Here is a 20596-nt window from a genome sequence, read left to right as displayed (position 1 = left end):
TTATTTCTCGCTATCGACCAGGCCGCGGACAAACGCGCGCTGCATGGCTAAAACAATGACTACGGGTGGGATGAGGGTGAGCAGCATCGCCGCCATCACCTGGTTCCAGAGGGTGGTGCCTTCGCCGGTGGCAATCATGCCTTTGATGCCCGCCACGGCGGTGCCGAGATTGACGTCCTGAATAATCAGCAGCGGCCACAGGTACTGGTTCCAGCCGTAGATAAAGGTGATCACAAACAGCGCCGCAAGGTTGGTTTTCGACAGCGGCAGCACGATGTCGCGGAAGAAGCGCATCGGCGACGCGCCGTCGATGCGCGCGGCTTCAATCAGCTCGTCCGGCAGGGTCATAAAGAACTGGCGGAACAGGAAGGTGGCGGTCGCCGAGGCCATCAGCGGCAGGGTTAGGCCCGCGTAGCTGTCGAGCATCTTCAGGTTGGCGATCACTTCCACCGTCGGGAAGATACGCACCTCCACCGGCAGCATCAGGGTGATAAAAATCATCCAGAAAAAGAGGTTGCGCAGCGGAAAGCGGAACCAGACGATGGCGAAGGCCGAGAGCATCGACACCGTAATTTTGCCGACCGTAATGCCGAACGCCATGATGAAGCTGTTGAGCATCATCAGCCAGAACGGCGCGCTGTTGGCGCCCACGCCCTGGGTCCAGATGGTCTTCATGTTTTCGAACAGATGCGTGCCTGGGATCAGCGTCATCGGCGTGTCGAACACCGCTTTGGTGTCCAGCGTGGCGGCGACAAAGGCCACGTACAGTGGAAACAGGATGACGATAATCCCCAGAATCAGCATGGTGTGGCTGAAAATCGTCAGCCCGCGACGGTTCTCAATCATTGGTAGCGCACCTTACTTTCAACATAGCGGAACTGCACCACCGTGAGGATGATGACGAGGAACATCAGCACCACCGACTGCGCGGCGGAGGCCGAGAGATCCAGCCCGGCGAAGCCTTCGCGGTAGATTTTATAAATCAGCGTGGTGGTCGCCTGCACCGGACCGCCTGCGGTCGCCGCATCGATCACCGGGAAGGTGTCGAAGAAGGCGTAGACGAGGTTAACCACCAGCAGAAAAAAGCTCACCGGGGCGATCAGCGGCAGCGACAGCCTGAAGAAGCGACGAATCGGCCCTGCCCCGTCAATGGCGGCGGCCTCCACCAGCGAGCGCGGGATGGACTGCAGCGCGGCAAAGAAGAACAGGAAGTTGTAGCTGATCTGCTTCCACACCGAGGCGAACACCACCAGGAACATGGCCTGACCGCTGTTCTGGGCGTGGTTCCAGTCGTAGCCGAACTCTGCCAGGAAATGGGTAATCAGCCCGCGACCGGGGTTAAACAGGAAAATCCACAGTACGGCGGCGACGGCGGGTGCCACGGCGTACGGCAGCAGCATCAGGGTCTGATAAATACGACTGCCGCGCACCACGTAGTCCACCAGCGCGGCGAAAAACAGCGAGGCGACAAGGCCGCTGACGGTGACCAGCGCGCTGAACCTGATCGTCGTCCAGAAGGCGTCCAGGTAGTAGCTGTCATGGAACAGCGCGGTAAAGTTGTCCAGCCCGACAAACTGGCTGGAGAGCCCAAACGGATCGACGCTTTGTACCGAGTACCACAGCGCTTCGCCCGCAGGCCAGATAAAGAAGATAACGGTGATGACCAGCTGAGGCGCGACCAACAGGTACGGCAGCCAGCGGGAACGGAACACCGGACGGGATGATGACATTGAGATTGGGTTCCTGAGCAATGCCGGGTGGCGGCTACGCCTTACCCGGCCTACATGGGGCACATCGTAGGCCCGGTAAGCGCAGCGCCACCGGGCGAATCACGGATTACGATTTCGTCGACTGCTCAAAGCGGCGCAGCAGCTGATTCCCGCGCTCTACCGCGGAATCCAGCGCCTGCTGTGGCGTTTTCTTCCCGGTCCAGACGCTTTCCAGCTCTTCATCCACGATGGTGCGGATCTGCGGCATGTTGCCCAGACGCAGGCCTTTGGTGAACGGCAACGGCGGCTTGTTCAGCATCTGACGCGTCGCGATATCCGCGCCCGGGTTCTTACTGTAGAAGCCCTGCTCGCGGGTCAGGTCATACGCGGCTTTGGTGATCGGCAGGTAGCCGGTCTTCTGGTGCCATTCGGCCGCGTTTTCCGGCTTCGCCAGGAAGTCGAGGAACTCGGCCACCCCTTTGTAGGTGCCCTTGTCTTTACCCTGCATCACCCACAGGCTCGCTCCGCCGATGATGGCGTTCTGCGGCGCGCCCTTCACGTCGGCATCGTACGGCATCATGCCCACGCCGTAGTTGAATTTGGCGTAGTGGCGGATATCCGCCAGCGAGCCGGACGAGGCGGTGGTAATGGCGCAATCGCCGTTGTAGAACTTCTCGGTGGATTCGTCTTTACGCCCGAAGTAGCTGAAGTCGCCCTTCTTGTTGAGTTCTTCCAGCAGCGCAATGTGCTTCACCTGCTCCGGCTTGTTGAACTCCAGTACCGCATCGGTGCCGTCGAAGCCGTTGTTTTTGGTCGCCACCGGCAGGCCGTGCCAGGCGCTGAAGTTTTCAATCTGGATCCAGCCCTGCCAGCCGCTGGCGTAGCCGCACTTCATCCCCGCCGCTTTCAGCTTCGCGGTGTATTCGGCCAGGTCCTGCCAGGTTTTTGGCGGCTGCTCCGGGTCTAAACCGGCTTTCCTGAAGGCGTCTTTGTTGTAGTACAGCACCGGCGTGGAGCTGTTAAACGGCTGAGACAGCAGATGTCCGGTTTTGGAATCGGTGTAGTAACCCGCTACGGTTGGCACGAACTGGGATTCATCGAAGTTAATACCCGCTTCTTTGAACACTTCATAGACCGGCTTGATGGCTTTGGAGGCCATCATGGTGGCGGTGCCCACTTCATAAACCTGTAACAGCGCAGGCGCGTTGCCGGTACGGAAGGCGGCGATGCCCGCGCTCAGGCTCTGCTCGTAGTTACCTTTGTACACCGGCACAATTTTGTAATCCGGATGGGTGTCGTTGAAACGCTGCGCCAGGGAGTCAACTTCTTTACCCAACTCCCCTTCCATGGAATGCCAGAACGGAATGGTCGTCACAGCCATTGCGTTCGTCGCAAAAGCCAGACCCAATGCCAGACCCAAAGCTGTGTGTCGTAACGATGTCATTGTCATCTCTCTTATTGTGCCGGATGCGCGATATCACGCGTTTTATGCTCGCGAGGTAACATGACATGCTCGAATGACAGAAAAATAACTGTTTGTTTACAGATAAGTGACAGCAAAGGGTCAGGGGGATGATGGTTGTGTGAAGGGGTGTAGTGGTTAAAAAAGCCGGGTGGCGGCTACGCCTTACCCGGCCTGGTCGATCCCAGTAGGCCCGGTAAGCGCAGCGCCACCGGGCGATACAGACGGCTCAGCCGCCCAGGTAAGCGCTCCGCACCGCTTCGTTCGCCAGCAGTGCGTCTCCGGTATCCTCAAGCACCACGCGGCCGTTCTCCAGCACGTAGCCACGGTCAGCCAGCTTCAGCGCCTGGTTGGCGTTCTGCTCAACGAGGAAGATGGTCATCCCCTCTTTACGCAGCTGCTCAATGGTGTCGAAGATCTGCTGGATGATGATCGGCGCCAGGCCGAGCGACGGCTCATCCAGCAGCAGCAGGCGCGGCTGACTCATCAGCGCGCGGCCGATCGCCAGCATCTGCTGTTCACCGCCTGACATGGTGCCTGCACGCTGGATGCGACGCTCCCACAGGCGCGGGAAGAGTTCGTACACCCACTTGATGCGGGTCTGGTATTCATCGCGGTGGGCGAAGAAGCCGCCCATCGCCAGGTTCTCTTCCACCGTCATACGCGAGAACACGCGACGCCCTTCCGGAACAATCGCCACCGCCTCGCGCATGATTCTGGCGGTCTGCCAGTCGGTAATGTCTTTGCCGTCAAACACAATCCGCCCGCTGGTGGCGCGCGGGTCACCGCACAGGGTGCCGAGCAGCGTGGTTTTACCCGCGCCGTTGGCGCCAATCAGGGTGACGATTTCACCCTGGTTGATATGCAGGCTGACGTCGTGCAGCGCCTGGATCTTGCCGTAGTGCGCATTGACCTTGTCGAACGTTAACATCGCTTTTTCCATCTTATGCCTCACCCAGGTATGCGCGGATCACGTCCGGGTTGTTGCGGATCTCTTCCGGCGTGCCGTTTGCCAGCGGCGTGCCCTGGTTGACCACGTAGATACGGTCGGAAATGCCCATCACCAGCTTCATGTCATGCTCAATCAGCAGAATGGTGGTGTCGTGGTGATCGCGCAGTTCGGCAATCAGCTCGTCCAGCTCTTTGGTCTCTTTCGGGTTGAGCCCTGCCGCCGGTTCGTCGAGCATGAGGATTTCCGGCTGCGTCACCATGCAGCGCACAATCTCCAGGCGACGCTGATCGCCGTAGGCCAGGTTGCTCGCCTGACGGTTGGCGTGCTGCAGCAGGCCAATGCGGTCGAGCCAGGTGGCGGCGCGATCGAGCGCTTCATCCTGGGCGCGGCGGAAGGCTGGGGTTTTCAGCAGGCCGGAGAACAGCCCGGTTTTCAGCTGCTGATGCTGCGCCACCAGCAGGTTCTCAATCACCGTCATCTCGCGGAACAGACGCACGTGCTGGAAGGTACGCACCACGCCCATGCGGGCAATCTGCTGGCCCGGCAGCCCTTCAAGATGCTGATCGCGCAGCATGATGGTGCCGCCCGTCGGCTTGTAGAAGCCGGTCAGGCAGTTAAAGACCGTGGTTTTCCCCGCACCGTTCGGGCCAATCAGGGAGACAATCTCTTTCTTGTGCAGATCCAGATTCACGTTGTTGACCGCCAGCAGGCCGCCAAAACGCATCATCAGACCGTTAACGGATAATAATGGCTGACTCATGCCTGTTCTCCTTTCGCTTGCCCGTTCTTCAGCTTCAGCTGTGGACGGGTCATCGGCAGCAAGCCCTGCGGACGCCAGATCATCATCAGCACCATCAAACCACCCAGCATTAACATGCTGTATTCGTTAAAGTCGCGCATCAGCTCGCGCGAGACCACCAGCAGGATGGCCGCCAGGATAACGGCGAACTGCGAGCCCATCCCGCCCAGCACCACAATCGCCAGCACAAAGGCGGATTCGGCAAAGGTGAACGATTCCGGGCTGACGAAGCCCTGACGCGCGGCAAACAGCGTCCCGGCGAAACCGGCAAACGCGGCGCTGATGGTAAACGCGGTCAGCTTGATGCGGGTCGGGTTCAGGCCCAGGGAGCGGCAGGCGATCTCATCTTCGCGCAGCGCTTCCCACGCGCGGCCAAGCGGCATGCGCAGCAGGCGGTTAATCACGAACAGGGTGATCACTACCAGCAGCAGCGCCACCAGATAGAGCCAGATGACGCGGTCGGACGGGTCATACTTCACGCCGAAGAAGTTACTGAAGGTGTCCCAGCCGCCTTCGCGGGCGGTGCGGCTGAACTCCAGGCCGAAGAAGGTCGGTTTCGGGATCTGGCTGATGCCGTTCGGGCCGCCGGTCACTTCGGTGTTGTTCAGCAGCAGGATACGCACGATTTCACCGAAGCCTAAGGTCACAATCGCCAGGTAGTCACCGCGCAGGCGCAGCACCGGGAAACCGAGCAGGAAGCCTGCGGCGGCAGAGACCAGCCCTGCCAGCGGCAGGCAGGTCCAGAAGCCGAGCCCGTAATAGTGGTTCAGCAGCGCGAAGGTGTAGGCGCCGATGGCGTAGAAGCCGCCGTAGCCCAGCACCAGCAGGCCTGAGAGCCCCACCACCACGTTCAGACCGAGACCGAGGATCACGTAGATCATGGTCAGGGTAGCGATATCCACGGTTCCACGAGACACCACGAACGGCCAGGCCACGGCAGCCACCAGCAGCGCCACGAGGAACAGCTTCTGCTTAACGGTAGACCCGTCGATTGCCGGCAGGACGAATTTCGGCCCGGAGACGTTTTTCAGCGACTTCTGGAACAGCGGACGCAGCAGCTGGAACAGGAACACCACGGCGGTACCGATAAACACCCACTGCCAGCGGATGTCGGGGGCGGTATCCACCACCAGTTTGGTGCCATTCAGCTCAAGCTGGACGCCCATAAAGACGCCCGCCAGCACGAAGAACATGGCGGCAGAGAGCAGCGCCATTGCAAAATGCATCGGTTTCATACTTTCTCTACCTCCGGACGGCCCAGAATACCGGTAGGCATGACCAGCAGAACCAGAATCAGCAGGGCAAACGACACCACGTCTTTATATTCCGTGCTCAGGTACGCCGAAGAGAGCGCTTCCGCCACGCCCAGGATCAGGCCGCCAATCATCGCGCCCGGAATACTGCCGATACCGCCCAGCACCGCCGCGGTAAAAGCTTTCATCCCGGCCATAAAGCCGATGTACGGGTTGATCACGCCGTAGAACTGGCCGAGCAGCACGCCTGCGACGGCAGCCATCGCGGCGCCAATCACGAAGGTCAGGGCAATCACGCGGTCAGTGTTGATGCCGAGCAGGCTCGCCATCTTCAGGTCTTCTGCGCACGCGCGGCAGGCGCGTCCCATCCGCGAGTAGCGGATGAACAGCGTCAGGGCCAGCATCGCAATAAAGGTCACGACCCAGATAACCAGCTGCATGGTAGTGATAGAGGCCGCGAAGTTTTCGCTGGCTCCCACAATCCATTGGCCGTTAAACAGGCTTGGCAGCGCCACGTCGCGCGAGCCTTCGGTCAGGCTGACGTAGTTTTGCAGGAAGATCGACATCCCGATGGCGGAAATCAGTGCAATCAGACGCTTGGAGCTGCGCACCGGCCGATAGGCCACGCGCTCGATGCTCCAGCCGTAGGCGCTGGCAATCACAATCGCGCCGACAAACCCGGCGGCGACCAGCAGCCAGCTGCTGTCGATGCCCATCATCATCAGGGCGGCGATAATCATAAAGGAGACATAGCTACCGATCATGTAGACCTCGCCGTGGGCGAAGTTGATCATGCCGATAATGCCGTAAACCATCGTATAGCCGATGGCGATCAGCGCGTAGGTGCTTCCCAGCGTGACGCCGTTAAACATCTGCTGCAGGAAATAGAGAAACTGCTCGGACATATGCAAACCTTTTTATACCCGCCCGTCATGCCGGGCGGTGGGATAATTATTTGGCGGCCGAAGACGAACCGTCGGCGTGCCACTTAAAGACACCAAACTCAAATCCCTTCAGATCGCCTTTCTCATCCCAGTTCAGCGGCCCAATCACGGTGTTCGCCCCGTGTGCTTTTAAATCTTTCACCAGATCCAGCGGTTCTTTGCTGCCGGTACGATCCAGCGCGGTGGCCAGAGACTGTATGGCGGCATAGGTGATCCAGACGTACGGACCACTCGGATCTTTCTTCTGCGCCTTGAGCGCATCCACGATAGCCTTGTTGGCCGGATCCTGGTCATAGCGTTTTGGCATCGTCACCAGCATGCCTTCGGCAGAATCCCCGGCGATGTTGGACAGGGAGGCATTGCCCACACCCTCTGGCCCCATAAACTGAGTTTTCAGACCGGTGGCGCGCGCCTGACGCAGCATCTGCCCCATCTCCGGGTAGTAGCCGCCGTAGTAAACAAAGTCGATATTCTCTTTTTGCAGACGGGCGATCAGCGCGGAGAAGTCTTTCTCACCGGCGGTAATGCCGTCGAAGAAGACGATGTTCGCGCCGCCTTTTTTCAGGCCGTCCTGAACGGAGCGCGCCAGGCCTTCGCCGTACTGCTGCTTGTCATGAATAATGGCGATACGCTGCGGCTTGACGGTTTCAAGGATGTATTTGGCGGCGGTAGGCCCCTGAGAGGAGTCCAGACCGGCGGTGCGCATGATGTGCTGGTAGCCGCGCTGGGTCAGCTCAGGGTTAGTGGCGCCAGGGGTGATCATCAGAATGCCTTCGTCTTCGTAGATGTCAGACGCGGGCTGGGTGGACGATGAGCACAGGTGGCCGATCACATACTGGATGCCATCGTTGACGATTTTGTTGGCGACCGCGACGGCCTGTTTCGGATCGCAGGCGTCGTCATACTCCACGCCCACCAGCTTGTCGCCCTTGATGCCGCCCTTAGCGTTGATGTCTTTGATGGCCTGGCGCGCACCGTTGAACTCCATGTCACCCCACTGGGCAACAGGGCCGGACATCGCACCCACTACCGCAACTTTTATGTCTTCCGCCATGGCGGCATGCGAGATCGACAGTGCGACCATCCCCGCGATTAACGTCTTCGCGTTCCTTTTCATCTCTGAATCCCCATTCGTGATGTCGTGTTTATATTTTGTTTTATTATGGTTAAAAAGCATTCTGTACTTTTAATGAACAACGCTATTTTTACCAGTGCCTTTAATGGTTTAGCGCAGGTTTTTGTCAAAAACCAGACTAAAATCTCTATTTTTCAGGCGATTAAGCAAAGATAATATTCTGAAATCAGGCAGAGATAAACAAATAAAAGTGCAGTTTGCAGCATAAAATAACGGTACAAAGCGCCGAATAAATCACTGCCATTCAGGTTAAAATCCTGCTTATTTTTCGATCCATGTGTTTTCAAACTGCCCAACGCGCTGCCAAAAAACTAATCACCTGGCAAACGGCGATAAAAAGAGGAAGCCGCTGAGCGAATAAATTGAGTACACTGCCCCTACTCAATTTGATTTGGACAAGCAGCTAATGAAACTGACTATCGTGCGTCTGGTGACCTTTAGCGACCAGGATCATATCGACCTGGGCAAGATCTGGCCGGAATATTCCCCTTCGTCGCTGGCCGTCGACGAAAATCACCGTATCTATGCCGCGCGCTTTAACGAGCGTCTTCTGGCCGCCGTTCGCGTAACGCTGAGCGGCACGGAAGGGGCGCTGGACTCGCTGCGCGTGCGTGACGTGACCCGCCGTCGCGGCGTGGGGCAGTATTTAATTGAAGAAGTGCTCCGCGAAAACCCGGGCGTGACCTCATGGTGGATGGCCGACGTGGGCGTGGAAGACCGCGGCGTCATGGCGGCGTTTATGCAGGCGTTAGGGTTTACGGCGCAGGAGAGCGGGTGGGAGAAGCGCTAAAAGAAAGCCGGGTGGCGGCTGCGCCTTACCCGGCCTACAATTTCTACCGCATTTTCCCAGGGTATTATTTGGCGTCAGTTGCCGTGCCGTTAGCATGCCAGTCAAACACGCCGAACTCAAAGCCCTTCAGATCGCCCTTCGCGTCCCAGGAGAGCGGCCCCATCACGGTTTCCACCGTGTTGGCTTTCAGCCAGGTGGCAATCTCAGCCGGATCGGCTGACTGATTCAGACCTGCCTGCAGAGACTGCAGCGCTGCGTAGGTGGTCCAGACGAACGCGCCGCTTGGATCCTGCTTCTTCGCCTTGATGGCATCTACGATAGGTTTGTTCGCTGGCACCTGGTCGTAGTTCTTCGGTTTGGTCACCAGCAGGCCTTCGGCGGATTCACCCGCGATGTTAGACAGAGAAACGTTCGCCACCCCTTCCGGGCCCATGAACTGGGTTTTCAGACCGGCCGCGCGCGCCTGGCGCAGGATCTGGCCCATTTCCGGGTGGTAGCCGCCGTAGTAAACAAAGTCGATATTCTCTTTCTTCAGACGCGCAACCAGCGTGGAGAAGTCTTTCTCACCGGCGGTGATCCCGTCGAAGAACACCACGTCGGCATTGGCTTTCTTAAGGTTGTCCTGCACTGAACGCGCCAGACCTTCACCGTACTGCTGCTTGTCATGAACAATGGCAATGCGTTTCGGCTTCACTTTTTCAACGATGTATTTCGCCGCGGTTGGGCCCTGGTCAGAGTCCAGACCGGTGGTGCGCAGAGTCAGCTTGTAACCGCGTGCGGTCAGCTCTGGTGCGGTCGCCGCCGGGGTGATCATCAGAATACCTTCGTCTTCGTAGATGTCAGACGCCGGCTGGGTAGAGGAAGAGCACAGGTGACCGATAACGTATTTGATCCCGTCGTTCACCACTTTGTTCGCGACCGCGACCGCCTGTTTCGGGTCACAGGCATCATCATATTTTACGATCTGCAGTTTTTCGCCCTTGATACCGCCCTTAGCGTTAATGTCTGCAACCGCCTGTTCTGCGCCAGTAAACTCCTGGTCGCCGTACTGCGCTACCGGACCGGACATGGCGCCAACCACAGCCACTTTGATGTCTGCCTGCGCCATGGTGCTGAATGCCAACGCGATACATCCTGCCAGTAACGCTTTACCCTTCATGTTCATCCTGAGATTCCCCATTATTATGGTTATTACGATTGTTGTGATGTTGTTGTGCAGCGCTTTATTTCAGTTATAGGTGTGCTGTTCGCGCTTTTTCAGCATACTCTGCTAAAACATACCCCATTTTTATGATTTTGGAATAGCAAATTTGAAATGAATATATGATAAGCCCGGCAGAGAGTTCCGCCGGGCATGTGGCTTTAACGTGTCAGCGACGCGGAGATAATGTCCAGCGCTTTACGGAACTGCACTTCGGGAATCGTCAGCGGATAGAGGAAACGAATGACGTTGCCGTAGACGCCGCAGCTCAGAAGCAGCAGACCTTCCTGCAATGCACGCTCCTGCACCTGGCGGGTAAATTCCGGCGAAGGCTGACCCGTTTGCGGATCGTTAAACTCCACCGCCACCATCGAGCCCTGCGCGCGAATATCCGCGATATACGGGCAATGTTCCTTCGCCTTGTTCAACACTTCCACCAGGTGATGGCCAAGATGCGCCGATCGCGTGCAGAGATCCTCTTCGTCAATCACGTCCAGCACGGCGTGCGCCGCCGCAATCGCCAGCGGGTTACCCGCATAGGTACCGCCCAGCCCACCCGGCGCGGGGGCATCCATCACTTCAGCACGGCCCGACACCGCCGAGAGCGGCATCCCGCCCGCCAGGCTTTTCGCCATAGTGATCAGATCGGGCTTCACGCAGTGATGTTCCATCGAGAACAGCTTGCCGGTGCGGGCGAAACCGCTTTGCACCTCGTCGGCAATCAGCAAAATGCCGTGGGTATCGCACAGGGCGCGCAGCGCCTGCATAAAATCAGCCGGGGCGATGTTGAAACCACCCTCTCCCTGAACCGGTTCGAGAATAATCGCCGCGACCTGGTCAGGGGCAATATCCGCTTTAAAGATACGTTCCAGGCTTTTTAACGCCTCAGCGGTGCTGACGCCGTGCAGTTCATTCGGATACTGGGCGTGATAAACCGAGCCGGGGAAAGGTCCAAAGCCGAGCTTGTAGGGCGCGACTTTGCCGGTCAGCGCCATGGTCATAAAGGTGCGGCCGTGGAACGCGCCGCCGAAGGTGATAAGGCCGGGGCGTTTGGTAAAGGCGCGGGCAATTTTCACCGCGTTTTCGACCGCCTCAGCCCCCGTCGAGAAGAACGCGGTTTTGGCCGGGCCGTCAATCGGCACGCGCTGGTTGATGCGCTCGGCAAGCGCCACGTAGCCTTCGTACGGCACAATCTGGTAGGCCGTATGGGTAAACGCGTGGAGTTGTTTTTCGATGGCGGACATGACTTTGGGATGGCGATGGCCGGTATTCAGCACCGCGATCCCGGCGGCGAAGTCGATGTACTCATTGCCTTCCACGTCCCACACCGTGGCGTTTTCGGCTTTATCGGCATAGAAGTTACACATCACGCCGATGCCGCGCGGCGTCGCCTGTAACCGCCGGTCGTTCAGTTCGTTGTTTTTCACCCTGTCCCCCTGAGAAAGTCGCCTGCTTAGCGCATCAGTAAGTGTTTGCCAGGGGGAGGGAATTCGCCAGAGCGGGCGCTAAAAAAACAAAACCCCCAGACTCTCATCCAGGGGTTCTCGGTGTACTTCGCGTTAATTACGCTTCGATAGCGGCGCGAAGTTTCTTCATGGCGTTCTTTTCAAGCTGACGGACACGTTCCGCAGAGACGCCGTAGCGGTCGGCCAGCTCCTGCAGCGTTGACTTGTTGTCTTCGTCCAGCCAGCGGGCTCGGATAATATCCTGGCTACGTTCGTCGAGGCCTTCCATCGCATAGCTCAGCTTGTTCGCGGCCTGATCTTCCCAGTTGTCCTCTTCGATGCCGTCGGCAAAGTTAGAGGTTTTATCCTGCAGATACAGAACCGGTGCCATCGGCTGGCTGTCAGATGCGTCGTCGTCGGAAGACATGTCAAAAGTCATGTCCTGCGCGGCCATACGGGATTCCATCTCACGCACGTCTTTGCTGGATACGCCCAGCTCGCGCGCGACCATTTCCACTTCATCCTGATTGAACCAGCCCAGACGCTGCTTGGTTTTACGCAGGTTGAAGAACAGTTTGCGTTGCGCTTTTGTCGTGGCGACTTTCACGATACGCCAGTTGCGCAGCACGTATTCATGAATTTCTGCTTTGATCCAGTGGACGGCGAAGGAGACCAGTCGCACCCCCACTTCTGGGTTAAAGCGACGCACAGCCTTCATCAGGCCGATGTTACCTTCCTGAATCAAGTCCGCCTGCGGCAGGCCATAGCCCGCATAATTACGAGCAATGTGAACAACAAAGCGCAGGTGAGACAGGATCAGCTTTTTCGCTGCTTCCAGATCGCCCTGGTAATGCAGCTTTTCAGCAAGCTCCTTTTCTTCCTCGGCCGTTAACATCGGCCAGGTGTTCGCAGCCCGGATATAGGATTCCAGGTTACCAACAGGGGCTAAAGCTAAAGTTTGCATTTCTTTGGTCATTCATTCCTCTCAGTGTTTCTTCTGGTCCAGGCTGTCCCCGTCAGGCAACAACCATGCCAAAGCGTTTGAGCAACGAGATTAGCATTCACTCTTTTATCAGACAGTGATTTTATCCACAAGTTCCAGGTGCAAAGGTGAATAAATTACGCACAAAATGTGACATGGAGATGATAACAGGGGAAGAGACAACAGGGACGCTTTCCCTGCAGAGCGAACATCTCGGTGCAGGGAAAGATTATATCACGCTTTTATTAGTCGGGAGTAAAGTGACGTAAATGTTGAACGGTTGCCAGCCACGCTGCCACCCACCCAATCATCGAACACACCAGCAGCAGTAACAGGCACTCATCGAACCCTAAACCACTGATATCAAACTTGGTTCCGAAAACCTGCGCCACTTCAGTCACGGCAGAGGAAAGCCGCATCACCAAAATTTCTGACAATATCAGTGAAAGAAATGCGCCGGAAAAACCGAGCAGTGCGCCACCGTAAAGGAACGGTCGGAGGATGAAGCCATCCGTCGCACCAATCAGTTTCTGCACGTTGATGGTATCGCGACGAGCGAAGATGCTGAGGCGTACGCTGTTGCCGATGACGAGGAAGACCGCCGCCACCATCAGCACGCCAATCATCGCCGCGACGCGGCCTACCAGCCCGGTCAGAGCAGCGAGACGCGCAAACCAGCTGTCATCCATGCGCACTTCATCAATGCCCTTAATGCGCGTGATGCGATCGCGCAGGGTGTTAAGCGAATCGGTCCCCTGGAAATCCAGCTTCGGGATCACCACCGCCACGGCGGGCAGCGGGTTCTCTTCAAGCATATCCAGCGCACCGCCAAAGCCTGACCAGTTGCGGAACTCGCCCAGCGCGTCTTCACGTGAAAGATAGTTGACCTTCTCCACGCCCTGCTCGGCCTGAATTTGCCCAACCACCTGCGCCGCCGCGTTATCGTCGAGCGCTTTATCCAGATAGACCGTGATCTGCGGAGACGGATAATACTGCGACGCTGCCTGGTTGACGTTCTTGTAAACCATGTAGCAGACGCTTGGCAGCGTCAGGGAGATGGCAATCACCATCACCGTCAGGAACGTCGCCAGCGGTTTGCTTTTCAGGTCCTGCAGCGCGCCGTGGAACGCGTAGCGCACCTGCTCGTTAAAGACGTTGGTTTTGCGGGAGGCCGGTTTTGGCGCGGCCTTCTGGCGCTTCGGCGCATTACGATTGCCGTCACCCCCGCCCTGCGGCTTACGGAAACGGTCAAACCGGTTCCCGAACTGCCGAATCTGGTTTATTGCATCACGCTTGTTCACCGTGGCCTCCGTGCAAATGCCCGTCGCTCAGGGTCAGCATGCGGTACGAACGACGGGAAATCAGCCCGATGTCGTGCGTTGCCATCAATACGGTAACCCCTACGCGGTTAAACTCCTCAAACAGACGCAAAATCCCTTCTGACAGGGCATCGTCCAGGTTACCGGTCGGTTCATCCGCCAGCAGCACGGCAGGCTTGTTCACCACCGCGCGGGCGATACCCACGCGCTGCTGTTCACCGCCGGAGAGCTGGATCGGGAAGTTCTTCGCTTTGTCCAGTAGCCCGACCTTATCCAGCGCCGCAGAGACGCGGCGGCGGATATCGTCATAGCTGGCGCCGGCAATAATCAGCGGAATGGCCACGTTATCGAAAACGGTGCGATCCATCAGCAGGTGGTGATCCTGGAAAATCATGCCGATCTGACGACGCAGGAACGGCACCTCACGGTTTTTCAGACGGCTGATCTCATGGCCGCTGAAAAAGATTTTTCCGGCGCTTGGCCGCTCGATCCCACAGATAAGCTTGAGCAGGGTACTTTTCCCCGCGCCGGAATGGCCGGTCAGGAATGCCATCTCGCCCGGCTGCAGGTGGAAGGTCACCCCCTGCAGCGCTTGTCTCCCACCGAGATAGGCCTTGCTGACGTGTTCAAAGCGAATCATTGTTAGTCCTCTCGGGCAAATAATGCCTCAATAAAGTCGTCCGCCTTAAACGGACGTAAATCCTCAATACGCTCGCCCACACCGATGTAACGGATAGGAATGCCGAACTGGTCGGCTACGGAGAAGATCACCCCGCCTTTCGCGGTGCCGTCCAGTTTGGTCAGCGTGATCCCCGTCAGTCCTACCGCTTCATGGAACAGCTTCGCCTGGCTGATGGCGTTCTGTCCGGTGCTGGCGTCAATGGTCAGCATAATTTCATGCGGTGCGTCTTCGTCCAGCTTCTTCATGACGCGAACGATCTTCTTCAGCTCTTCCATCAGATGCGATTTGTTCTGCAAACGCCCTGCGGTATCGGCAATCAGCACGTCCACGTTGCGCGCCTTCGCCGCCTGGATGGCGTCAAAGATCACGGATGCGGAATCCGCGCCGGTATGCTGAGCAATCACCGGGATGTTGTTGCGCTGGCCCCAGACCTGCAGCTGCTCAACCGCCGCCGCACGGAAGGTGTCGCCCGCCGCCAGCATCACCGATTTGCCCTGCTGCTCGAACTGACGCGCCAGCTTGCCGATGGTGGTGGTTTTACCCACGCCGTTCACGCCGACCATCAGAATAACAAATGGCGTTTTGCCTTCAATATTAAGCGGTTCGTCAACTTTTGCGAGAATTTCACCCATCTCGTCTTTCAGCAGGCCGTACAGCGCTTCGGCGTCACGCAATTGCTTGCGGCTCGCCCCTTCGGTCAGATTAGTGATGATCTTACGGGTGGTTTCCACCCCAACGTCCGCAATCAGCAGCTGCTCTTCCAGCTCTTCAAACAGATCGTCGTCGATCTTCTTGCCGCGGAACAGACTGATAAATCCGGAACCTAAGTTTTCTTTGGTTTTAAGCAGGCTGCGCTTCAGGCGCGCGAAGAAACCCTCTTTGGTCGGTTTTTCCTGCTCCTGAACGATCTCTTCTTCGGCCTGCTCTTCTACCGGCACAACGATGACCGCTTCTTCAGCCGCTTCCGCCGCCAGCGCCTGGGCTTCCAGCTCTTCGTCGGTCAGCTCCGGCTCGAGCGCCGCTTCTTCTTCCACCGCCTCAACGATTTCAACGGTTTCCGCTTCGGCCTGCCACTCTTCGGCAGACACCGCTTCGTCTTTGACCTCTTCCGGCAGCGGAAGCTCTTCGTGTTCGATAGCAGCCTGTGGCGCTTCGATAGCGGCTTCTACGACAACCGGTTCTGGCTTCTCGCTCTCCTGAACCTGTTCAGTGACCTCAACCACCTCTTCAGCAAAGGTTTCAACCTCTTCTTTGCTGTGCGCCGTTTCTTCCGCATCGACAACCGCGGCGGTTTCTACTGGCGTTTCAGGCTGCGATGGCTCTTCAACGGCTTGTTGCTCTTCGGTTTTCTGTTCTGTTTCTTGCTCTTTTTCACCGAAGCCCAGCCAGGAAAAGAAGCCACGTTTTTTTTGTTTTGCCATCTGCGACTACACTCCTCGCGGCGCTATATACATGGAAGCTAAAAAAATGATGAAATAGTCTAACACTTTACTTAATTGACATCACCGCCCGCAATCGCAGGCCAATTGTTAACAGAGCTTTCCTGAGATGAAGAAACCCAACCGCGCCCCGGCCGGTCAAATTCGTATTATCGGCGGTCAGTGGCGAGGCCGGAAATTACCGGTGCCGGACAGCCCCGGTTTACGCCCCACTACCGACCGCGTGCGCGAGACGCTGTTTAACTGGCTGGCCCCGTCAATGGTAGACGCCCGCTGCCTGGACTGCTTCGCCGGTAGCGGCGCGCTCGGGCTGGAAGCGCTTTCGCGCTATGCTGCCAGCGCCACGCTGCTGGAGATGGAGCGCGGCGTGGCGCAGACGCTGCAGCAAAATCTGGCGACGCTGAAAGCGAGCAACGCGAAAGTGGTTAACACCAACACGCTGAGCTTCCTCGCGCAAAAGGGCACGCCGCACACCGTGGTGTTTGTCGACCCGCCGTTCCGCAAGGGGCTGCTGGAAGAGACGTTATCCCTGCTGGAGCAAAACGGCTGGCTGGCGGATGACGCATTGATTTATGTGGAAAGCGAAGTGGAGAACGGTTTGCCGCCGGTTCCCGCTCACTGGGATCTGCACCGTGAAAAAGTGGCAGGTCAGGTTGCTTATCGTCTGTATCACCGTCAGGCACAAGGAGGATCCGATGCCGGTACTGATTAATCTGGGACGTCTGCTGATGCTGGGCGTCTGGGCGTTTTTGCTGCTCAACCTGGTGCACCCGTTCCCGCGCCCGATGAATATTTTCGTTAACGTGGCGCTGATTTTCACCTCGTTCATGCACGCCCTGCAGATGGTGATGCTGAAAAACGGTCTGCCGAAAGATGGCCCGCAGATGACGGGCTGGCAGCAGCTGCGCGTGTTTATTTTCGGCGTGTTTGAGCTGCTGGTGTGGATGAAGAAGTTTAAGGCGCAGGTGAAGAAGTAAGGTGCGTTTAGTCGCCCGGTGGCGCTTCGCTTACCGGGACTACGAAACCACGTAGGCCGGGCAAACGCAGTGCCGCCCGGCGTTACAACTCCGGAACAAACCCCTCAAACCGCGATCCTTTGTAACTCAGCGTTCCTTTTTCCCCCACCGTCAGCTGGTGGTACTGCTGCGCCTCCAGGCGGAAGGTCATCTCCAGGCCGCCCGTTTCGGGCTTAAAGCTCGCTTCATAACGCATTGTTGTGCCCGCAGGCGTCACCTGCTGCTGGCGCGAGCGGCGGTCATTGAGCGGCTTTTCGCGTTTGTTCGTCACCACCACGCGCTTTTGCATCAGCGGCGCGGCATCGTTATCCGCCTTCTCGCGGCGCTGCTGCACGAAGCGGAACGAGGCGGCAATGACGATAATCGCCACCACGATAATGAAAAACAGCGGCATCTTGCTCATTCAACTATCCCATCAGATTATGCGGAATTCAGGATACCCTGCCTTCCCCGGCATTGCCAAACGCCCGCCCGCGTCACTACACTGGATCAGAAACTGATTATTCAGACTTAACAGATACAGGGAGTTAATATGCTTTGGTCATTTATCGCTGTCTGTTTTTCCGCATGGCTTTATGTCGATGCGTCGTACCGTGGTCCCACCTGGCAGCGCTGGCTGTTTAAACCCGTCACGCTGTTGCTGCTCCTGCTGCTGGCCTGGCAAGCACCGATGTTTAATGCCGTCAGCTATCTGGTCCTCGCCGGGCTGTGCGCCTCTCTGATTGGCGATGCCTTAACCCTGCTGCCGCGCCAGCGCCTGCTGTATGCCGTAGGGGCATTTTTCCTGTCGCATCTGCTGTATACCATTTACTTCGCCAGCCAGATGACGCTCTCTTTCTTCTGGCCGCTGCCGCTGGTCCTGCTGGTGATTGGTGCCCTGCTGATCGCGGTGATCTGGTCGCGTCTGGAAGAGATGCGGTTGCCGATCTGCACGTTTATCGCCATGACGCTGGTGATGGTATGGCTGGCAGGTGAGCTGTGGTTCTTCCGTCCGACCGCTCCGGCAATGTCCGCATTCTTCGGGGCCGCGCTGCTGCTGATTGGGAATATCGTGTGGCTGGGCAGCCACTATCGCCGCCGTTTCCGGGCGGATAACGCGATTGCCGCCGCCTGCTACTTTGCCGGGCACTTCCTGATTGTGCGTTCGCTGTATATCTAAATAACGCTTGACTCTGGAGTCGACTCCAGAGTGTATGCTGCGGTTAATGAGAAAATTATCATTGCCGGAGACTGCCATGTCGACTCCAGAAACACCCAAAAAAGTCCCTCAATTCTCGGCGCTTAAGCTCAGTCCCGTTCCGTCGAAAGATGACTGCTGCTGCGAAGGCGCGTGCGAAACGCAAACTCAAACGCTTCCTGAAAGCGGCAACCGCTACAGCTGGGTCGTTAACGGCATGGACTGCGCCGCCTGCGCCCGCAAAGTGGAAAATGCGGTGAAACAGGTGCCGGGCGTCAGCCACGTTCAGGTGCTGTTCGCCACCGAAAAGCTGCTGGTTAGCGCCGATAGCGACATCAGCAAACAGGTTGAGGACGCGGTAAGCAAGGCGGGTTACAGCCTGCGTAGTGAAGCCGCGCCCGCGGAAAAAGCCTCTTCACTGAAAGAAAACCTGCCGCTCATTACCCTGATCATCATGATGGCCCTGAGCTGGGGGCTGGAACAGATCAACCATCCGTTCGGCAACCTGGCGTTTATCGCCACCACACTGGTCGGGCTGTTTCCGATTGCCCGCCAGGCGCTGCGTCTGATGAAAAGCGGCAGCTGGTTCGCCATTGAAACGCTGATGAGCGTGGCGGCCATCGGCGCGCTGTTTATTGGCGCGACGGCAGAAGCGGCGATGGTATTGCTGCTGTTCTTAATCGGTGAACGTCTTGAGGGCTGGGCGGCGAGCCGGGCGCGTAAAGGGGTCAGCGCGCTGATGGCGCTGAAGCCGGAAACCGCCACGCGCGTAGTAAACGGCACGCGTGAAACGGTCGCCATCACGACCCTGCGTCCGGGCGACGTGATAGAAGTTGCGGCAGGCGGACGCCTGCCTGCCGACGGCGCGCTGCTTACCGCCACCGCGAGCTTTGATGAAAGTGCCCTGACCGGTGAGTCCATTCCGGTTGAACGTGCCGCAGGTGAAAAAGTGCCTGCTGGCGCCACCAGCGTCGACCGTCTGGTGCAGCTCACCGTGCTTTCCGAGCCGGGTGACAGCGCCATCGACCGCATCCTGAAGCTGATTGAAGAGGCCGAAGAGCGCCGCGCGCCGGTCGAACGCTTTATCGACCGCTTCAGCCGCATCTACACGCCCGCCATTATGCTGGTTGCCCTGCTGGTCACCGTCGTCCCACCGCTGTTCTTTGGCGCGCCGTGGGAGGGGTGGATTTATAAAGGGCTGACGCTATTGCTGATCGGCTGCCCGTGCGCGCTGGTGATTTCCACCCCGGCGGCCATTACCTCCGGGCTGGCGGCTGCGGCACGTCGCGGGGCGCTGATTAAGGGCGGCGCGGCGCTGGAGCAGCTGAGCCAGGTCCAGCATATCGCCTTCGATAAAACCGGTACGCTGACCGTCGGCAAGCCGCAGGTCACCGGTGTGTATCCGCAGGAAATCAGTGAAGACGAACTGCTGATCCTGGCCGCCGCCGTTGAGCAGGGCTCCACTCACCCGCTGGCGCAGGCGATAGTGCGGGAAGCGCAGTCGCGCGGGCTGAATATCCCACCGGCAACCGCTCAGCGGGCGCTGGTAGGCTCCGGGATTGAGGCCACCGTTGACGGTAAAAAAGTTCTGATTGTCGCGGCGGGCAAGTCTTCTCATCCTGAGGTGGAGGCGTTAGAACAGACCGGACAAACTGTCGTGACCGTCATGCAGGACGGCGTCGCAAAAGGGATGCTGGCGCTGCGCGACACCCTGCGCGATGACGCAAAAGAAGCCGTGGCGGCGCTGCATCAGCTGGGCGTGCAGGGCGTGATTCTCACCGGCGATAACCCTCGCGCGGCGGCAGCGATTGCCGGTGAGCTGGGGCTGGAGTTTAAGGCCGGATTACTGCCGGCGGATAAGGTCAGCGCGGTAACGGAGCTGAACGCGCACGCCCCGCTGGCGATGGTCGGAGACGGGATTAACGATGCCCCGGCGATGAAGGCATCCACCATCGGCATTGCGATGGGCAGCGGCACCGACGTGGCGCTAGAGACGGCGGACGCGGCGCTGACCCACAACCGCCTGACCGGACTGGCGCAGATGATCGCTCTTGCGCGGGCGACGCGTGCCAACATCCGCCAGAACATCGGCATTGCGCTGGGGCTGAAGGGGATTTTCCTGGTGACCACCCTGCTGGGCATGACCGGACTGTGGCTGGCGGTGCTGGCGGATACCGGCGCGACGGTGCTGGTGACGGCGAACGCGCTGCGGCTGCTGCGTCGCCGGTAAAAAAACGCCCGGTGGCGCTGACGCTTACCGGGCCTACATATCCTGCTAAAACGTAGGCCGG

The 20596-nt window shown here is 58.2% G+C and carries 20 protein-coding genes; 5 read left to right on the top strand and 15 right to left on the bottom strand.

The annotated features are described in order from the left end of the window. The 8 genes from ugpE to livK form a co-directional block, all read right to left on the bottom strand. The gene (gene ugpE / locus BFV67_RS01390; protein WP_013099125.1) at positions 1–846 is read right to left on the bottom strand and encodes a sn-glycerol-3-phosphate ABC transporter permease UgpE; all 846 of its coding nucleotides are present in this window, start codon (positions 844–846) and stop codon (positions 1–3) included. Beyond that, positions 843–1730 (bottom strand): sn-glycerol-3-phosphate ABC transporter permease UgpA, encoded by an 888-nt coding sequence (ugpA, locus tag BFV67_RS01385; protein ID WP_021242739.1) that lies wholly within the window; start codon positions 1728–1730, stop codon positions 843–845. Before ugpA ends, ugpE begins: the two co-directional genes overlap by 4 nt. A gap of 106 nt (positions 1731–1836) precedes the next feature. Continuing rightward, positions 1837–3153, bottom strand: a complete 1317-nt coding sequence (ugpB, locus tag BFV67_RS01380; RefSeq protein ID WP_008500103.1) for a sn-glycerol-3-phosphate ABC transporter substrate-binding protein UgpB — start codon at positions 3151–3153, stop codon at positions 1837–1839. A gap of 247 nt (positions 3154–3400) precedes the next feature. Continuing rightward, a complete protein-coding gene (gene livF, locus BFV67_RS01375; RefSeq protein ID WP_008500102.1) occupies positions 3401–4114 on the bottom strand; it encodes a high-affinity branched-chain amino acid ABC transporter ATP-binding protein LivF in 714 nt (237 codons plus the stop codon). A 1-nt stretch (position 4115) separates the two neighbouring features. Beyond that, a complete protein-coding gene (gene livG / locus BFV67_RS01370; RefSeq protein ID WP_008500101.1) occupies positions 4116–4883 on the bottom strand; it encodes a high-affinity branched-chain amino acid ABC transporter ATP-binding protein LivG in 768 nt (255 codons plus the stop codon). Then, positions 4880–6157: a branched chain amino acid ABC transporter permease LivM gene (gene livM / locus BFV67_RS01365; RefSeq protein ID WP_008500100.1), complete on the bottom strand. Its 1278-nt coding sequence runs from the start codon at positions 6155–6157 to the stop codon at positions 4880–4882. Before livM ends, livG begins: the two co-directional genes overlap by 4 nt. Next, a complete protein-coding gene (gene livH, locus BFV67_RS01360; protein ID WP_008500099.1) occupies positions 6154–7080 on the bottom strand; it encodes a high-affinity branched-chain amino acid ABC transporter permease LivH in 927 nt (308 codons plus the stop codon). The genes livM and livH overlap by 4 nt, the downstream gene beginning before the upstream one ends. A 46-nt stretch (positions 7081–7126) precedes the next feature. Continuing rightward, positions 7127–8236, bottom strand: a complete 1110-nt coding sequence (livK, locus tag BFV67_RS01355) for a high-affinity branched-chain amino acid ABC transporter substrate-binding protein LivK (protein ID WP_069597758.1) — start codon at positions 8234–8236, stop codon at positions 7127–7129. A gap of 424 nt (positions 8237–8660) precedes the next feature. Here livK and panM point away from each other — a divergent pair, with 424 nt between their 5' ends. Next, the gene (panM, locus tag BFV67_RS01340; RefSeq protein WP_008500097.1) at positions 8661–9044 is read left to right on the top strand and encodes an aspartate 1-decarboxylase autocleavage activator PanM; all 384 of its coding nucleotides are present in this window, start codon (positions 8661–8663) and stop codon (positions 9042–9044) included. A gap of 64 nt (positions 9045–9108) precedes the next feature. Here the strand turns inward: panM and livJ are convergent, their stop codons facing one another. The 6 genes from livJ to ftsY all read right to left on the bottom strand — a co-directional run bounded on the left by livJ (position 9109) and on the right by ftsY (position 16094). Next, on the bottom strand, positions 9109–10209 hold the full coding sequence (gene livJ / locus BFV67_RS01335; protein ID WP_072163886.1) for a branched chain amino acid ABC transporter substrate-binding protein LivJ: 1101 nt from the start codon (positions 10207–10209) through the stop codon (positions 9109–9111). Between the two features lie 197 nt (positions 10210–10406). Beyond that, entirely contained in the window at positions 10407–11672 is a 1266-nt protein-coding gene (locus tag BFV67_RS01330; protein WP_069597757.1) for a 4-aminobutyrate--2-oxoglutarate transaminase, read from the bottom strand. Positions 11673–11808: 136 nt separating this feature from the next. Further along, the gene (gene rpoH / locus BFV67_RS01325; RefSeq protein WP_008500093.1) at positions 11809–12666 is read right to left on the bottom strand and encodes an RNA polymerase sigma factor RpoH; all 858 of its coding nucleotides are present in this window, start codon (positions 12664–12666) and stop codon (positions 11809–11811) included. A gap of 251 nt (positions 12667–12917) precedes the next feature. Then, positions 12918–13973 (bottom strand): permease-like cell division protein FtsX, encoded by a 1056-nt coding sequence (gene ftsX / locus BFV67_RS01315; RefSeq protein ID WP_023326488.1) that lies wholly within the window; start codon positions 13971–13973, stop codon positions 12918–12920. Continuing rightward, a complete protein-coding gene (ftsE, locus tag BFV67_RS01310; RefSeq protein ID WP_008500091.1) occupies positions 13960–14631 on the bottom strand; it encodes a cell division ATP-binding protein FtsE in 672 nt (223 codons plus the stop codon). Before ftsE ends, ftsX begins: the two co-directional genes overlap by 14 nt. Before the next feature lie 2 nt (positions 14632–14633). After that, positions 14634–16094 (bottom strand): signal recognition particle-docking protein FtsY, encoded by a 1461-nt coding sequence (gene ftsY / locus BFV67_RS01305; protein ID WP_039266986.1) that lies wholly within the window; start codon positions 16092–16094, stop codon positions 14634–14636. Between the two features lie 127 nt (positions 16095–16221). Between ftsY and rsmD the strand changes: the two genes are divergently transcribed. Further along, positions 16222–16824 (top strand): 16S rRNA (guanine(966)-N(2))-methyltransferase, encoded by a 603-nt coding sequence (rsmD, locus tag BFV67_RS01300; RefSeq protein ID WP_008500089.1) that lies wholly within the window; start codon positions 16222–16224, stop codon positions 16822–16824. Then, complete coding sequence (locus BFV67_RS01295) at positions 16808–17089, top strand: DUF1145 family protein (RefSeq protein WP_008500088.1); 282 nt, start codon at positions 16808–16810, stop codon at positions 17087–17089. The genes rsmD and BFV67_RS01295 overlap by 17 nt, the downstream gene beginning before the upstream one ends. Positions 17090–17171: 82 nt before the next feature. Here the strand turns inward: BFV67_RS01295 and BFV67_RS01290 are convergent, their stop codons facing one another. Continuing rightward, the gene (locus BFV67_RS01290; protein WP_008500087.1) at positions 17172–17531 is read right to left on the bottom strand and encodes a DUF2500 domain-containing protein; all 360 of its coding nucleotides are present in this window, start codon (positions 17529–17531) and stop codon (positions 17172–17174) included. 129 nt (positions 17532–17660) lie between these two features. Between BFV67_RS01290 and BFV67_RS01285 the strand changes: the two genes are divergently transcribed. Further along, a complete protein-coding gene (locus BFV67_RS01285; protein ID WP_008500086.1) occupies positions 17661–18287 on the top strand; it encodes a lysoplasmalogenase in 627 nt (208 codons plus the stop codon). A gap of 76 nt (positions 18288–18363) precedes the next feature. Then, positions 18364–20535: a Zn(II)/Cd(II)/Pb(II) translocating P-type ATPase ZntA gene (gene zntA / locus BFV67_RS01280; protein ID WP_069597756.1), complete on the top strand. Its 2172-nt coding sequence runs from the start codon at positions 18364–18366 to the stop codon at positions 20533–20535. Positions 20536–20596 lie beyond the last annotated feature (61 nt).

This window comes from Enterobacter roggenkampii (assembly GCF_001729805.1).
Lineage (GTDB): Bacteria > Pseudomonadota > Gammaproteobacteria > Enterobacterales > Enterobacteriaceae > Enterobacter > Enterobacter roggenkampii.
This window is presented reverse-complemented; position numbering and strand designations above follow the sequence as displayed.

Coding starts and splice junctions, on each gene's coding strand:
- livJ (WP_072163886.1), bottom strand. CDS start 10,209: ATGAACATGAAGGGTAAAGCGTTACTGGCAGGATGTATCGCGTTGGCA.
- ugpA (WP_021242739.1), bottom strand. CDS start 1,730: ATGTCATCATCCCGTCCGGTGTTCCGTTCCCGCTGGCTGCCGTACCTG.
- ftsY (WP_039266986.1), bottom strand. CDS start 16,094: ATGGCAAAACAAAAAAAACGTGGCTTCTTTTCCTGGCTGGGCTTCGGT.
- livK (WP_069597758.1), bottom strand. CDS start 8,236: ATGAAAAGGAACGCGAAGACGTTAATCGCGGGGATGGTCGCACTGTCG.
- rpoH (WP_008500093.1), bottom strand. CDS start 12,666: ATGACCAAAGAAATGCAAACTTTAGCTTTAGCCCCTGTTGGTAACCTG.
- ftsE (WP_008500091.1), bottom strand. CDS start 14,631: ATGATTCGCTTTGAACACGTCAGCAAGGCCTATCTCGGTGGGAGACAA.
- ugpB (WP_008500103.1), bottom strand. CDS start 3,153: ATGACATCGTTACGACACACAGCTTTGGGTCTGGCATTGGGTCTGGCT.
- livH (WP_008500099.1), bottom strand. CDS start 7,080: ATGTCCGAGCAGTTTCTCTATTTCCTGCAGCAGATGTTTAACGGCGTC.
- BFV67_RS01290 (WP_008500087.1), bottom strand. CDS start 17,531: ATGAGCAAGATGCCGCTGTTTTTCATTATCGTGGTGGCGATTATCGTC.
- livM (WP_008500100.1), bottom strand. CDS start 6,157: ATGAAACCGATGCATTTTGCAATGGCGCTGCTCTCTGCCGCCATGTTC.
- ugpE (WP_013099125.1), bottom strand. CDS start 846: ATGATTGAGAACCGTCGCGGGCTGACGATTTTCAGCCACACCATGCTG.
- zntA (WP_069597756.1), top strand. CDS start 18,364: ATGTCGACTCCAGAAACACCCAAAAAAGTCCCTCAATTCTCGGCGCTT.
- livG (WP_008500101.1), bottom strand. CDS start 4,883: ATGAGTCAGCCATTATTATCCGTTAACGGTCTGATGATGCGTTTTGGC.
- panM (WP_008500097.1), top strand. CDS start 8,661: ATGAAACTGACTATCGTGCGTCTGGTGACCTTTAGCGACCAGGATCAT.
- BFV67_RS01295 (WP_008500088.1), top strand. CDS start 16,808: ATGCCGGTACTGATTAATCTGGGACGTCTGCTGATGCTGGGCGTCTGG.
- rsmD (WP_008500089.1), top strand. CDS start 16,222: ATGAAGAAACCCAACCGCGCCCCGGCCGGTCAAATTCGTATTATCGGC.
- livF (WP_008500102.1), bottom strand. CDS start 4,114: ATGGAAAAAGCGATGTTAACGTTCGACAAGGTCAATGCGCACTACGGC.
- BFV67_RS01285 (WP_008500086.1), top strand. CDS start 17,661: ATGCTTTGGTCATTTATCGCTGTCTGTTTTTCCGCATGGCTTTATGTC.